Annotated in this window: 14 protein-coding genes and 1 pseudogene; 4 read left to right on the top strand and 11 right to left on the bottom strand. The window is 40.7% G+C overall.

The window, feature by feature from the left end; translation table 11 throughout:
• The first annotated feature begins 7 nt into the window (after nucleotides 1–7).
• Together EHS11_RS18740 and EHS11_RS18735 are read left to right on the top strand one after the other, a co-directional pair.
• Nucleotides 8–955 (top strand): hypothetical protein, encoded by a 948-nt coding sequence (locus tag EHS11_RS18740; protein ID WP_135765874.1) that lies wholly within the window; start codon nucleotides 8–10, stop codon nucleotides 953–955.
• A gap of 79 nt (nucleotides 956–1,034) precedes the next feature.
• On the top strand, nucleotides 1,035–2,456 hold the full coding sequence (locus EHS11_RS18735; RefSeq protein WP_167884493.1) for a sulfurtransferase: 1,422 nt from the start codon (nucleotides 1,035–1,037) through the stop codon (nucleotides 2,454–2,456).
• Between the two features lie 92 nt (nucleotides 2,457–2,548).
• Here the strand turns inward: EHS11_RS18735 and EHS11_RS20515 are convergent.
• The 6 genes and pseudogenes from EHS11_RS20515 to EHS11_RS18710 all read right to left on the bottom strand — a co-directional run.
• Nucleotides 2,549–2,785 (bottom strand): annotated as a pseudogene (locus EHS11_RS20515) (methionine ABC transporter permease); the annotation flags it as partial.
• 78 nt (nucleotides 2,786–2,863) lie between these two features.
• Nucleotides 2,864–3,127: a hypothetical protein gene (locus EHS11_RS20510; protein ID WP_246048058.1), complete on the bottom strand. Its 264-nt coding sequence runs from the start codon at nucleotides 3,125–3,127 to the stop codon at nucleotides 2,864–2,866.
• Complete coding sequence (locus EHS11_RS20255; protein ID WP_135765872.1) at nucleotides 3,124–3,267, bottom strand: hypothetical protein; 144 nt, start codon at nucleotides 3,265–3,267, stop codon at nucleotides 3,124–3,126. Before EHS11_RS20255 ends, EHS11_RS20510 begins: the two co-directional genes overlap by 4 nt.
• Nucleotides 3,215–3,649 carry an ATP-binding cassette domain-containing protein gene (locus tag EHS11_RS18720; RefSeq protein WP_135765871.1) on the bottom strand — a complete coding sequence of 145 codons (435 nt, stop codon included), beginning with the start codon at nucleotides 3,647–3,649 and terminating at the stop codon, nucleotides 3,215–3,217. Before EHS11_RS18720 ends, EHS11_RS20255 begins: the two co-directional genes overlap by 53 nt.
• 38 nt (nucleotides 3,650–3,687) lie before the next feature.
• A complete protein-coding gene (locus EHS11_RS20505; protein WP_167884492.1) occupies nucleotides 3,688–3,867 on the bottom strand; it encodes a MetQ/NlpA family ABC transporter substrate-binding protein in 180 nt (59 codons plus the stop codon).
• The gene (locus tag EHS11_RS18710; RefSeq protein WP_246048057.1) at nucleotides 3,818–4,126 is read right to left on the bottom strand and encodes a MetQ/NlpA family ABC transporter substrate-binding protein; all 309 of its coding nucleotides are present in this window, start codon (nucleotides 4,124–4,126) and stop codon (nucleotides 3,818–3,820) included. Before EHS11_RS18710 ends, EHS11_RS20505 begins: the two co-directional genes overlap by 50 nt.
• A gap of 102 nt (nucleotides 4,127–4,228) precedes the next feature.
• On the opposite strand from EHS11_RS18710, the gene EHS11_RS18705 reads away from it, so the two are divergent.
• Nucleotides 4,229–5,440 carry a multiheme c-type cytochrome gene (locus EHS11_RS18705; RefSeq protein WP_167884491.1) on the top strand — a complete coding sequence of 404 codons (1,212 nt, stop codon included), beginning with the start codon at nucleotides 4,229–4,231 and terminating at the stop codon, nucleotides 5,438–5,440.
• Here the strand turns inward: EHS11_RS18705 and EHS11_RS18700 are convergent.
• Complete coding sequence (locus EHS11_RS18700) at nucleotides 5,400–6,572, bottom strand: trans-sulfuration enzyme family protein (RefSeq protein ID WP_135765869.1); 1,173 nt, start codon at nucleotides 6,570–6,572, stop codon at nucleotides 5,400–5,402. The genes EHS11_RS18705 and EHS11_RS18700 overlap by 41 nt on opposite strands.
• Nucleotides 6,573–6,770: 198 nt before the next feature.
• Between EHS11_RS18700 and EHS11_RS20500 the strand changes: the two genes are divergently transcribed.
• Nucleotides 6,771–7,274, top strand: a complete 504-nt coding sequence (locus EHS11_RS20500) for a DUF1564 family protein (protein WP_135765868.1) — start codon at nucleotides 6,771–6,773, stop codon at nucleotides 7,272–7,274.
• 23 nt (nucleotides 7,275–7,297) lie between these two features.
• Here the strand turns inward: EHS11_RS20500 and mtaB are convergent, their stop codons facing one another.
• From mtaB to EHS11_RS18675, 4 genes are read right to left on the bottom strand one after another with little or no spacing between them, the layout of a single operon-like run.
• Nucleotides 7,298–8,590 (bottom strand): tRNA (N(6)-L-threonylcarbamoyladenosine(37)-C(2))-methylthiotransferase MtaB, encoded by a 1,293-nt coding sequence (gene mtaB, locus EHS11_RS18690; protein WP_135765867.1) that lies wholly within the window; start codon nucleotides 8,588–8,590, stop codon nucleotides 7,298–7,300.
• Complete coding sequence (locus tag EHS11_RS18685; protein WP_135765866.1) at nucleotides 8,587–9,360, bottom strand: tetratricopeptide repeat protein; 774 nt, start codon at nucleotides 9,358–9,360, stop codon at nucleotides 8,587–8,589. Before EHS11_RS18685 ends, mtaB begins: the two co-directional genes overlap by 4 nt.
• Nucleotides 9,357–9,791, bottom strand: coding sequence for a hypothetical protein (locus EHS11_RS18680; RefSeq protein WP_135765865.1), 435 nt, complete (start codon nucleotides 9,789–9,791; stop codon nucleotides 9,357–9,359). Before EHS11_RS18680 ends, EHS11_RS18685 begins: the two co-directional genes overlap by 4 nt.
• Nucleotides 9,792–12,338 carry an ATP-dependent Clp protease ATP-binding subunit gene (locus EHS11_RS18675; protein WP_135765864.1) on the bottom strand — a complete coding sequence of 849 codons (2,547 nt, stop codon included), beginning with the start codon at nucleotides 12,336–12,338 and terminating at the stop codon, nucleotides 9,792–9,794. It lies immediately after the preceding gene.
• Nucleotides 12,339–12,388: the final 50 nt, after the last annotated feature.

Genomic DNA, 12,388 nt, shown 5'->3' with positions numbered 1-12,388 from the left:
TATTAACATGAAACATATAAAAAAAATCTTTGGCGCAATCTTCTTTCTATACTCTTCTTTGTCAGCCCAGCAGGCTTGGGCGCCTTATGAGAGACAGCTTTGGGTACGTCCTGTCTTTGTTCATTCTGAATATAACAGTGCTTATTTGGCAAACAATCATTCAAGTTATGATGATAACGTTCGAATCAATGCAGGAAGCCTGATTCTCGAATATGGAATCACCGATAGACTAACTGCAGATATTAGCTCCGGCTTTGGCAAATTGGGACGCCATAAAATCTTTGATCGGTATTTCGGTATTCAAACGACTCCCGAATCCCCTGATAAATACGGAGTATTGGATACCCGACTGGGAATTCGTTATAAACTGATTGATGAATTCGACTCCAAGTATTTTTGGATGCCAACAATCTCCGTTCGTGCGGGAGTTATTAAAAAAGGAGACTATGACCGCAACCCTCAAGCGTTGGGAGACGGTGCCAGTGGCGGGGATGTAAACCTTTATCTTGCTAAAGACTTCAACGTTTGGGGATTAGGCGCTCTGGGAGAATGGAGTTACAGAAAAAGACAAGCTCCCGTACCCGATGATATTCTATATTACGGTGCATTCTATAAAAGGTTTTTGGAGAATATTTTCTTCACCGTCGGCGGAAGGGGCCAAATCGGACAAGGGGGATATGCATTCGCAGATCCAAGGCAAACACCTCCTTATAACTATTTAGATTTGAAAGTTCAAGACACAATCCCCGGTGTCAACTTGGCAGACATTTGGGTAGCAAATGACAGGCCTGCCTGGGGGAGAAAGGAAGATTTTCATAACGTGGAAGTAGGACTCGGCTTTTCAGATTCGTTTGGAAATTTTTACACTGTTTTCTATTCAAAAACCCTATCGGGTTACAATACCGCCAAACTGGAAACATTCGGTTTTGCTGCAACTTTACCATATAACTTATAAAGGAACATACATTATGCGATCTATAAAAATTCCAATTCTTTTGCTGGGTTTACTATTAGTAAACTCTGAATGTAAAAAAATGCCGGAATATGCTTTTGTGCCGGCGGCATTGAAGTTGCTCATACCGATTTCTCCGAAAGTAAACTCGGCAACCGACCTTGCCAGTGAATCCGCAGAAAACTATTCCGAAAACAAATACGGATTGATCACTGCCGCAACTTTGGAAAAATACAGATCCGATTGGGCGAATTCCAAACCAGCAGGAGTTACGGGCAGTTTGATTATATTTCAAATACAGACAAATTCCTCAGTTCTATCGAATAGTTACGTAGTCCCGAACGGTAAAGATGTATATACATACGTCCTTAACAACCCAAGTAGTTTTTTCGGTCAATCAAGAAGCAACGGAATTATAGAATCCGAACTGATAGTGCCGGAAGGTAAAACAATCGACTCATTCTTCGGAACATTCGGATTGGACTTGCGTCAGGATTTAGTTGTATTCTCCGCTGACACCGCAACGGACGATAACTTATTACAAGCGTTACGCGGTTGGTTTGCACTTCGTTATTGGGGTGTAGACAAGACCCATCTGGCGGTTTTGAACGGTGCTGTAAAATACCATGCTACCTTGGGATCTCTTACAACATTCACGATAACATCCGGGCCGCAATTCAGTCGTACAGCTTCAGCTAAAAACATATTTACGGACAATACAATTCTACATGCGACCGTCGGAGATATAATTCATATCCTGAAAAACGGAGTGACTACTTTTGAAAAAGTAACACCCGTTCCTACAGGAGGCGTGTTTTTTTGGGATTCGAGAACTGCCGCCGAATACAATGGTACAGCAAGCAGTACAGTTACCAGCGCTTCACTAAACTGTGTAAATAAGCTGACTACACCAATTACATCGACTATTTGTTACACGAACCACGAAGGACATATCTCCGGTGCCAAGAGTCTGCCAACATCTTCTCTTATCAACTCGAGTACATCCGAGTTCAAAACAAAGGTAGAGATAAAAACATTACTAGCTAATGCAGGCTATACGGAAGGCAAAACGGTAATTACATACGGGCAAAACGGTGCGAAAGCCATTGCGGCATTCTTTGCTTCCAATTCGATCGTAGGTTATCCAACCAGAAATTACGAAGGATCTTGGATAGAATGGGGAGCATTGGGAAATCGTAAACCAAGCACAGAGCCTGCCGATCTAAATCCTGCAACGAACGCAGCATATCCCGCACCAAATGCATTGGATACCGGATCACCTTGGCGAACTGATTATGCTTTTCTTACTGAAAGTTTGCAACTCAACCCGGCTTTCTCGGTGCCAAATTATAACTTAGCAACTACCAAGCAGTTTTCCACTTCTTCATCTGCTTTGGTAGAAGCGGACAAAAAGTATTTACTACCGGGAGGAAGCAGCAGCAGTGGCGGCACTAGCTCCGGCGGCAGTGCTTCGGGCGGAGGAGGAAATGCTTGCGGAGGATAAGCTTTAGAATATCCGATTCTATTTCTTTTTTATAATAATCACATAAATCCATACATACTTTGGGAAATATAAATTTTCAAAGTTTGTATGGATTAGCTTCTTTTATCGAATTTATTTCTTAATTTATCGCCAGTTAGTTGAACTAGCTGAACCAATAGTATGAGAACTGCCACAGTGAAAAACATGATATCGTCTTCATAACGATAATAACCGAATCGAATTGCCAAATCTCCGATCCCTCCTCCTCCTACGATTCCAGCCATAGCGGAATAACTTAACAGACTAATAGTCGTTAATGTAATTCCGGAGATGATTCCGGGCAAAGCTTCGGGAAAAGTATAATCCTCACAATCAGTATTAAATTAGCTCCCGTTGAAACGGACGCCTCCGAGATTCCTTCCGGGATTTCACGAAGTGAAGACTCCACTAGCCTCGCGAGAAAGGGAATGGCTGCTACCGATAAGGAAACGGACGCCGCAACCGGGTCCGATCGTCGTGCCGGTTAAAAGTAAAGTAAGCGGTAACAAAGATACTAGCAAAATCACATAGGGAATCAATCGGATCAAATTTGCCAAAGTACCGAAGAAAATATAGATGAATAACATTAGAAAAGTCTGTCCGAATGCGGAATATAATTCCGGCAAAAGTTCCGATAGACGACTTAGAATCACAAACTCACCTCTTCTATCTCGGCCCCCCCCCCCCGTTGAATAAATGTATTCTTTGCAGACAAAACATCTTCCTTTTTACCGATGACTTCAATATAAAATACTCCAATAGGTTTTCCGGAAATATATTCGATATTGCTCATCAAAACATTCAAATCCACATTCGTTTACAGAATAACTCTCGTGAGTAACAATCAAAATTGTGACTCCCAAGTCTCTATTGATCTTTTTCAAAAGCGATAGAATGGACGTGGTTGTTTCGGGATCCAATGCCGAAGTAGGCTCATCGCATAAAACAAGATTGGGATGATTTGCAAGTGCTCTTGCAATTCCTACTCTTTGTTTTTGCCCTCCACTTAATTCATTCGGATAAGAATTTCTTTTTTCGGAAATGCCAACGAGTTCCAAAAGCTCCAAAACTCTCGTTTTTATTTTGATTTTTTGCCAACCTGCGGCTTTCAAAGGAAACGCAATGTTATCAAAGACAGTGGAATTGGACAGCAGATGAAACTGCAGAAAGACCATACCGACGTTTGATCGAAGATTACGAAGATTTTTGCCTTTTAATTTTGTAATTCCCTACCTTGAAAGTCGCTCTTGATTACTTCTGCAAATTCTTTTGAACGAACTGCTTCTTCAATATCTTTCGTAGATTGCGAATTTTTATCTTCTTCTCTTATTACAATTATATTTTTATGTTCTTCCGCTAAGGTATGGCTGATGTTGAAATAGATTGGCGTCAATGTCTCTACTTGCCAAGGCCAGATTCGGTTGAATATAATCGCTAAAGGAAACAATTTCGATATTATAGCCTTTTTTAGAAAGAAAAGGTAAAACCGCTTTTTTCAGTAGGTCGCCATAGGAACCAGAGCAGATTTCGATTTTTAAATTTTTTCGATCTGCTACTAATGGATTAGAATTTGATTTTCCGCAAGCCATCGAAGCAAAAACCAAAAGCCCGATCAAAACCGGAAAACGAAGTTTGGAAATAAAACGTATCATCTGAGCCGTCCTACTTCGTTCAATGATTTTTAGAGGTGTTTTTTTTTAGATAGCAGAAAAATATACAGTTTAGAAGATAAATTGTCTTATATTGCGAATACAATGCTGATCAGATTACTTTTCATCGCCGCCATCATTCTTTCTTTGTCATTAGGATGCCGTGGTGAGGAATTTCTGGAGACGCATTGGAAAGATCCGATTCCCGAACAAGGCCCTCTTCCCGGTCATTTTTCCCAATTAGAATCACAATTAGATCCTGTTTCTTGTGGTACCTGTCACAAGGAACAGTTCCAGAAATGGGAAGAAAGTCTTCATGCCCGAACCATCAGCTCGGGTATCCTCTGGCAATTGCCGGGACTTGGGAAGAAAAAAGCCGACACATGTTTTCGATGTCATAGCCCTTTAACAGAGACAAGGCGATATTTGGCAGTGAATGAAGGTTGGGAACCGGATTTTCCACAAGAGTGGGAAACCTATCTCCCCAAAGGAACGGAAAAACAAGGGTTAGTTTGTGCAAATTGTCATGTGAGAAATCACAATCGATATGGTCCCCCTTCCAGAGTAAATTCTGTGGCTACGAAATTAACACCTCACAATGGTTTTACTGTTAAAAAAGAATTTGAATCATCCGAATTTTGTAAAAACTGCCATGAAACTCCCGAATCCGGTAAAATAATCAACGGGAAACGAATGATGGAAACTTTTTCGGAATGGAAGACTTCCAGGTTTGCCAAAGAAGGAACGAGTTGTCAGAATTGCCATATGCCGGGCCGCAATCATGAATGGAAAGGAATTCATGACAAAGAAATGGTTCAAAATGGCTTGGAAGTAAAATTGGATATCTTTGAAAAAGATAATTCGATTTTCGCAAAAGGCATGTTGACTTCAAAGAACATCGGTCATAAGTTTCCGAGTTATGCGGTTCCGAAAATCTATATTCGGTTGATCTTGGATTCAAAGGCAAAGTCCGAAGAACCAATCCTCCTCAGAGAAGAAACGATAGGAAGATTTGTAGATATATTTATCGAAAAGGAAAGTTTTGATACAAGACTTTCTCCGGGAGAATCTATTCAGATAGAAGCAAAGCTTGCTAAAAATCAAATCTCCCCGGGATCAATCATCAAGCTAGAAGTAGATGTAAGTCCCGGAGAAATGTACAACCGTATGTTTCAACATAATTTGGAAAATAAAGAAGCATTATCACTTTCACCAAAAGCCGTTCCGATACTGGAACAGGCATTAGATGAAAAGAAAAAATCGGATTACCGCCTCTTTACTTTGAGCCAAGAAGTGCTTGGTCCACCTCGGCAATGATATCATCAATATGCTCAAGACCTACGGAAACTCTAATCAAACCTGGTAAAATTCCTACTACAACCCTTTCTTCTTCTTTTAGTTTCGAATGTGTTGTAGAGGCAGGATGAGTTGCAGTAGTTCTTGAATCGCCTAAATTTGCAGTTAAAGAAAACCATTTTAAAGCATCTAAGAATTTACGGCCCCGATCCAAACCACCTTTTACTACAAAACTAACGACACCACCGCCTAACTTCATTTGTTTTTTAGCCAGTTCATATTGCGGATGAGATTTTAAAAAAGGATATCTGACAAACTCTATTTCGGGATGTTTTTCCAAATACTCGGCAAGCTTGGTTGCGTTTTCAGAATGTCTTTCCATACGAATGGCAAGTGTTTCCAAACTTTTGGAAATAATCCATGAATTCATAGGAGAAAGAGAAGGACCTGTAGCACGTGCAATGAATCTAATTTCTTTCATTAGGTCTTTACGGCCCAAAACAGCACCAGCAATCACTCTTCCTTGTCCATCCAGGAATTTTGTTCCGGAATGAACTACCAAATCGGCACCCCACTCGGAAGGTCTTTGGATGTAAGGAGTGCAAAAACAATTGTCGACAATCAGAATCAAATTTCTTTTTTTACAAAATTCGCCAATCCATTTCAGATCAATGATGTCCAAAGCGGGATTAGACGGAGTCTCAATGAATACAATCTTGGTATTCGGCTTTACTCCATTCTCCCATTCCTCCACCTTACCTATGTCAGCATAAGTATGATCTATATTGAATCTCGGAAAAATTTGAGTCAATACTTGGTGGGTTGATCCGAATACCGACCGGGAGGCCAACACATGATCTCCTGTTTTTAAGAGAGCAAACATAGAAATAAAGACTGCTGCCATTCCGGAGGCAGTTGCAAGTCCATCTTCGGTTTTTTCCAAACGGCAAAGTTTCTCGACTAACTCATCGTTATTTGGATTGGAAAATCGAGTGTATATATTGCCTTGGATTTCGTCCGCAAATAGAGCACGTGCTTGCTCGGCATCATCGAAAATGAAACTCGATGTCATAAAAAGAGGGGTGGAATGTTCGCGTTGGGCGGTTCTTTCGGTTTGGATGCGCACTGCATCTGATTCAAAATTTTCAAACATAATATACTGCAAGGTTCGGCAACCTTGGTTTGAGCTCACTTTTTTTTTTTGGTTTTATCTGCTATATCTCCGGATTTAGTCTACTATAACGGATTTTCTCAAAAAAAAAGGCTAATCTCCTTACTCTAAATAGATCGACATAGCGAAATCTACTTATTTTGCAGAACCAATCGAAAGAGAAATCTCTCTCTTCTATATATGAGATCTCGTAACCAATTCATTCGTCTCAAACAGATCGAATCTTTTATCAGCAAAAGTCCGAATCCAAAAAACCGTAGGAAAGCATTTACGTTTCTTCTCCCTCGCGGTCTATTCGCACATTTTGAATTTCTAAAAAAGAATCGAACCTGTTCAGAGCTTTTAAGCGATTTAATAAACAAATATTACGAATCCGTTTTTAGCGGAAGATTGTGGTCCAATGAAAAAATTTCGAAACAATATCAAGAAGAAGGATTGGATTTGGTTCGTATAGGAATGAAAGTCAGTGAAGGGGATTTGGTAGAGCTAAGTTTATTAGCGGATTATTTAGGTGTGTCGAGATGTTTTCTTTTTTCGAAATTGTTGGAGTTGGATTTAATGGGTTGGGGGGAGAAGGTGGCGGAGATTGGATGGGTTAGATCTCTGACCTCCAACCCCCGTATAACCCTCCTCCATCTTTCCCATTACCCAAAATACAAACTTAAAATGACTTACCTATACTAAGATCACACTCAAACTTATTTTTATTACTTTCTTAATTCAAATTCGCAAGTCCCTTCCTTACCTGCATTAGTTGAACTGTATCCGGCAATTTTAACATCCAAGAACTGTCCGCCGGTCAAATATTCATAATCAGCTTGGTCTTTCAGTTTTCCTTTTAAATAATTTCCGGTAACAAGAGTCCCGTCACTCTCCAAGATAGCTTCTTCTACAGTTCCAATTCTAGATTCCGCATATTTCTTATGCAGATCGGCGCTCAGGCTCATCAAATCCAAGACTCTTCTTTTTTTGATATCACCCGTGATAGGGTCTCCCCAAGTTTCGGCCGCTGTCCCTTTACGAACTGAATACGGAAAAGCGTGAATCTTTGCAAAACCCAAATCAACTAACATACCTTTAGTGATTTCGAATTCCTCTTCCCCTTCACCCGGAAAACCTACAATGACATCGGTTCCAAGAAAAATATCTGGAAGTCTTGATCTTACAGCTTCTATTCTTTTACGAAAAGACTCGGGATGATAAGTTCTACGCATTGCTTTCAAAACATCACGGCTTCCGCTTTGCAAAGGAACATGGAGAAATTTGGAAAACCGAGGATGAGTTAACAGGTCCGCCAAATCGGTTCCCACATCGGGGGGTTCGATAGAAGATAGACGAAGTCTCGAATATTCGAGAATCTTCAGAATACTCTCCAAAAGATAAATAAATCCTTTTTCTCCGTTATCAAGTCGATACCAACCCAAATTAACGCCGGTTAATTGAATCTCTCCGACTCCATGGTCTTGCAAAAACCGCACTTGATCCAGTACATCTTCGAATTTTCGACTAACGCCTAAACCACGCGCAGAAGGAATTTTACAATAAGAGCATTTACGATTGCAACCGTCTTGGACTTTCAGATAAGCCCTGGTATGGCCTTCCGGCAAAACATCCGAATAAGAAAAACGATCCAAAACCTTTGGAGAAGTTTGAACCTCACCTTTCCAATCTTCTAAAATACGATATGGTAGTGCGCTTTTTTCCGTATTTCCATAAACTCCTGTTACACCGGGGATCGCAAGGATTGCTTCTTTGTCGGTTTCCGCATAACAGCCTGTTACAAAAATTTTCGCCCCCGGATTGGAACGAATTGCATTTCGAATGATACTTCTGTTTTTAACGTCCGCTTTATTAGTTACAGTGCAGGTATTAACGACTATATAATTTGCAGATTCATTGGTGTCCGCGAGGCTAAAACCTTTATCCTTTAACACGGAATAAAGCCCGTCCGTCTCAAAAAAATTAAGACGGCAACCCAATGTATGAAATTTGATCTTCACGAATTAGTGATGGAATGAATACGTTTGTGATTTTCTTTTACGGAACTGTCATTGGAATCTATATTCTCGGCTTTTTGGATGCATTCTTTCGCTTCTTCCAAATACCCGACCGCATCTTTCTTTTTTCCCAACTTCAAATTTTGACGATATAGCGCTTCTTGAACCAAAGCCAGGTTATTCCAAATGGATGCTGACTTTTCATTCAAAGAGGATGCCCAACGAAGACTCATATCCGCTTTATCATAATTTTTTAATAAATAATAAATCTTTCCCTCTAATTCCAGAAAACGCACATCATTTGCATTTCCGGATTTTGCTTTTTCAATTTGAGAAAGCGCAACTTTACCAGCACCTTTTTCCGATAAGGCGAGAGAATAAAAATATCGTATTTCCGCATTTGTAGGAAACAGAGGAACGAACTTTTCCGACAACTCGATCACAGCTTTCCATTTTTTATACTTGGCCAAAATACCCAATGTATCCGCTGCCAGATTTTCATCGTCCGGTTTTCTTTTGCGGGCTTCCTGGATGGAGCCGTATGCATTTTCAAAATCATTTAACTTATCATAATTATAAGCTAGGAGCGCATAACTTTCAAAAGTTGCCTTTCCTTCCGATTGAAGTCCTTTGAGTAATTCTATGGATTTGGGATAATTTCTTAATTTGTATTCTTCAACCGCTTGAAAATAAGAAGAGCCGGCAGGGCTTTGCGAAAATACCAAACTAAAAGGAGCCAGTGCAATCACAAAGGCGAGAAATTGAGTTTTCATGTTGAATCCGAATGAACGCTGATTGAATTTAAATTCACCTGATCAATCCTGGAATGATAGGGCTCGATCGGGTCTATGTATAGAAAAACACTTCCCGCGTGAGAAAGCAAGTAATGTTCGATATGTTCTTCGCTAGTGATTTCAAACTCATCTACATACATAGTTGGCAAATCCGCCTCTCCCAAATGTAGATGAAATTCTTTTCCCGGTAGAAAATCAGACACATTTAAGTAACCCGACCCGAAATACAGACCTGATTGAAAATAATATTTATAATGAACCTTGGCTTCGGGAAGAACCAGATTGGGTCTGATGATACCAATCTGAATCCTCTCGATGGTTCCGAGCGTTCTCACCTTTCTCAACTGAAACCATACTTTTCTGATAAAAAAATAAGAAAAGAGGAATAGTAAAGGAATGAGAATCGCCATTTACACTAAGGCCAAATCCTTCTGTTCTTCACTGGAAGAAGAATCATCATCCTTCTTTACAGGTTCTTTAAAATCTTCCCAAGGAGTTTCGCTAAACTGAAGCTTTGCATCTACAGCATCTACGAAGATCTTCGTTGGGTTATCATAAACTCCTTTCAAAGATTGAACTGCCATATAATCTTCCAATTCCCGTTGGAACACTCTGCGAAGCGGTCTGGCGCCATAGTTTTGGTCATAACCGACATTGGCAAAATGTTCTTTCGCGGGTTGTGAAAGTTCTACAAACACTTTCTTCTCGGTAAGTCGTTTGTTGAAATCTTTCAGCATGATATCCACAATCTGAACGATCTCTTCTTTTTTCAAAGGTTCGAAATAAACAACTTCATCGACACGATTCAAGAACTCGGGATTAAAATGTTTTTTCAACTGTTCCCGAGCCTGGTCCGCTTTATATTGCTCTCTTTCCTCTTGGAAATCTTCAAAACCCAGACGACCACCTTTGGAAATCTCTTTCGCAGCAATATTCGAAGTCATAATAATGATCGTATCACGGAAGTTAACTTTTCTTCCTTTTGTATCGGTCAAATTGCCTTCTTCCATAATTTGTAACAGAATATTGAACAAATCATGGTGAGCCTTTTCGATCTCATCCAAAAGTACCAAGCTATAAGGTTTACGTCTTACGAATTCGGTCAATTGACCACCATCATCATAACCGACATACCCCGGAGGAGCACCGATCAAGCGGGAAACCGCATGAGGCTCCATATATTCAGACATATCGATACGAAGCATCGCATCCCCGGAACCAAACAACTGTTCCGCGAGAGCTTTTGCAAGCTCTGTCTTGCCAACACCAGTAGGTCCTAGGAAAATAAAAGATCCCGTAGGACGCTTTTCACTTTTAAGACCTGTGCGGGAACGGCGAACCGCGCGAGCGACTTTGTCGATGGCATCTTTTTGGCCGACGATTCTATCCTTAATGGATTCTTCCAAATTGAGAAGTTTGTTGTTTTCGGTTTGTTCCATTTTTTTCAAAGGAATTCCGGTCCACAAACTAACAACAGATAGTATATCTTCTTCTTCAATGGAAACGGCATAACCTTCCATACGTTCTTGCCATTGTTTGGTTTTGTCTTCCAATGCCTGTTTTTTACGGTTCACATCATCGCGAACAGCTGCGGCTTTTTCATACTCTTGACCTCGAACCAAATCTTCTTTTTTCAAAGAAAGAACTTTGATTTCTTCTTCGATATCTTTGATCTCAGCCGGTCGTTGACAATTGGCAAGGCGAGCTTTCGCTCCCGCTTCATCAATGATGTCAATCGCCTTGTCAGGAAGGAAACGGTCATTGATATAACGGTGAGATAACTTTACGGCTTGCTCAAGAGCTTTTGCCGTATAACGCACCTTATGGTGAGCTTCGTATGCTTTTTTAAGTCCGTCCAAAATCAAAATGGCATCGTCAACGGAAGGTTCTGCCACTTTCACCATTTGAAATCTTCTTTCCAGAGCGGAATCTTTTTCGATGTATTTGCGATATTCGTTGCTTGTAGTAGCACCGATACATTGCAGCTCGCCGCGGGCAAGAGCAGGTTTCAAAATATTGGCCGCATCTACCGCGCCTTCCGCCGCTCCGGCACCGATTAACGTGTGTAATTCGTCGATAAAGATAATGATATTTTGAGACGTAACGATCTCTTTCATTATCTTTTTCAATCTCTCTTCGAATTCACCTCGGTATTTTGTTCCGGCGATCAAACTTGCAAGATCAAGAGAAAGTACTCTTTTCTCAAATAACAGATCAGGTACCAGTTTTTCCACAACCGCTTGCGCAAGTCCTTCTACGATAGCGGTTTTACCAACACCGGACTCACCAACTAACACCGGATTGTTCTTTGTCTTACGTGATAAGATCTGAATCACTCTTTCGATTTCTTTGGATCTTCCGATGACCGGATCCAATTTTTTTTCACGGGCAAGCTGTGTTAAATCGCGAGCGAACTCATCCAAGATAGGAGTTTTACTTTTTTCCTGTCTGGGTGCCGATTGAGTTGTTTGTTGCTGAGTTTGGCCGGTACTAGTTCCCGCACCCACCGCACTTGCGGGAGGAGCGCCAAGTAGGCGCAAAATTTCGGATTTGATTACATTATAGTTCACGCTAAATGAAGAAAGCGAACCGCCCGCAATATTATTGTTATCTCGTAGTAACGCGAGAAGGATATGCTCCGTTCCCACATAATTATGTTTTAATCTCTTGGCTTCTTCCTTGGAGATTTCTATCATTTTCTGATATTTATCTTGGCCTTGTGTGACATCGAGTAGTAGCGCGCCCGTGTTTTCACGAGTACGTTTTTCGACTTCCTTTCTAAGCTCATTCAAATTTATGTTAAGATTCGTTAGAATCTTGATCGCAACCGAATCTTCTTCTCGCAATAGGCCGAGTAGTATATGTTCGGGACCGATAAAATCGGATCCTAAGCGTTTAGCTTCGTCCTGCGCGATTTCGTTGATGACTCGTTTTGCTCTTTTTGTGAATTCCAACATGCCGCACCTTACCTCTTTATACTTAGACGAACGTCTTTGTTCCCATCTTT

This window comes from Leptospira ilyithenensis (assembly GCF_004771005.1).
Taxonomy (GTDB): Bacteria; Spirochaetota; Leptospiria; order Leptospirales; family Leptospiraceae; genus Leptospira_A; species Leptospira_A ilyithenensis.
The sequence above is the reverse complement of the archived record's forward strand: the minus strand, read 5'-3'. Positions and strand labels throughout refer to the sequence as shown.

Bases quoted from the DNA above. Each gene is read 5' to 3' on its own strand.
- EHS11_RS18740 (WP_135765874.1), top strand. From the start codon at position 8: ATGAAACATATAAAAAAAATCTTTGGCGCAATCTTCTTTCTATACTCT.
- EHS11_RS18735 (WP_167884493.1), top strand. From the start codon at position 1,035: ATGCCGGAATATGCTTTTGTGCCGGCGGCATTGAAGTTGCTCATACCG.
- EHS11_RS20255 (WP_135765872.1), bottom strand. From the start codon at position 3,267: ATGAGCAATATCGAATATATTTCCGGAAAACCTATTGGAGTATTTTAT.
- EHS11_RS18720 (WP_135765871.1), bottom strand. From the start codon at position 3,649: ATGGTCTTTCTGCAGTTTCATCTGCTGTCCAATTCCACTGTCTTTGAT.
- EHS11_RS18710 (WP_246048057.1), bottom strand. From the start codon at position 4,126: ATGATACGTTTTATTTCCAAACTTCGTTTTCCGGTTTTGATCGGGCTT.
- EHS11_RS18705 (WP_167884491.1), top strand. From the start codon at position 4,229: ATGCTGATCAGATTACTTTTCATCGCCGCCATCATTCTTTCTTTGTCA.
- EHS11_RS18700 (WP_135765869.1), bottom strand. From the start codon at position 6,572: ATGTTTGAAAATTTTGAATCAGATGCAGTGCGCATCCAAACCGAAAGA.
- EHS11_RS20500 (WP_135765868.1), top strand. From the start codon at position 6,771: ATGAGATCTCGTAACCAATTCATTCGTCTCAAACAGATCGAATCTTTT.
- EHS11_RS18685 (WP_135765866.1), bottom strand. From the start codon at position 9,360: ATGAAAACTCAATTTCTCGCCTTTGTGATTGCACTGGCTCCTTTTAGT.
- EHS11_RS18680 (WP_135765865.1), bottom strand. From the start codon at position 9,791: ATGGCGATTCTCATTCCTTTACTATTCCTCTTTTCTTATTTTTTTATC.
- EHS11_RS18675 (WP_135765864.1), bottom strand. From the start codon at position 12,338: ATGTTGGAATTCACAAAAAGAGCAAAACGAGTCATCAACGAAATCGCG.